General features: G+C 39.5%; 1 pseudogene. It reads left to right on the top strand.

Annotation, left to right across the window (positions count from 1 at the left end):
• Nucleotides 1-48: 48 nt before the first annotated feature.
• Nucleotides 49-730: pseudogene (locus tag KIV40_RS27180) on the top strand (polysaccharide biosynthesis protein); the annotation flags it as partial.

The raw sequence follows: 730 nt of genomic DNA, 5'->3' as shown, positions 1-730 counted from the left end.
TTTTGGCGCAGTTAACCTAGATGAAGCGATGAAACGTGCTCGTATGACGGTGTTAACTTTGTTTATCATGCAGCAGCACTTAAACAAGTACCTTCGTGTGAATTCCATCCTATGGAAGCTGTAAAGACCAATGTGTTGGGGACTGAAAATGTATTAGAAGCTTGTATTGCTAATGAAGTATCCCGAGTTGTTTGTTTGAGTACGGACAAAGCAGTTTACCCAATTAATGCAATGGGCATCTCTAAAGCAATGATGGAAAAGGTCATTGTCGCAAAATCACGTAATGTTGACCCTAAAAAAACTGTAATATCAGCTACCCGTTACGGTAATGTTATGGCGTCTCGTGGTTCTGTTATTCCTTTATTCTTGCGCCAAATCATAAATGGTGACCCGATCACTATTACTGATCCGAATATGACACGCTTTATGATGACTTTAAACGATGCTGTTGACCTTGTACTTCATGCATTCACGTATGGCGTTAATGGCGATATTTTTGTTCAAAAGGCGCCTGCAGCAACAATTGAAATTTTGGTAGAAGCGTTGAAAAAAATCACTTCTAAACCGGATCATAAAGTCAATGTAATTGGTACTAGACATGGTGAAAAGCTTTACGAAGCTTTGTGTAGCCGAGAAGAAATGTTTGTTGCTGAAGATCAAGGTGGTTACTACCGAATTCCATCTGACAATAGAGATTTAAATTACTCTCAATATGTCGAGGAAGGGGAGC

The organism is Vibrio sp. D173a (genome assembly GCF_030248475.1).
Note: the sequence above shows the minus strand (reverse complement) of the source record. Positions and strands in the feature narration are given on the sequence as shown.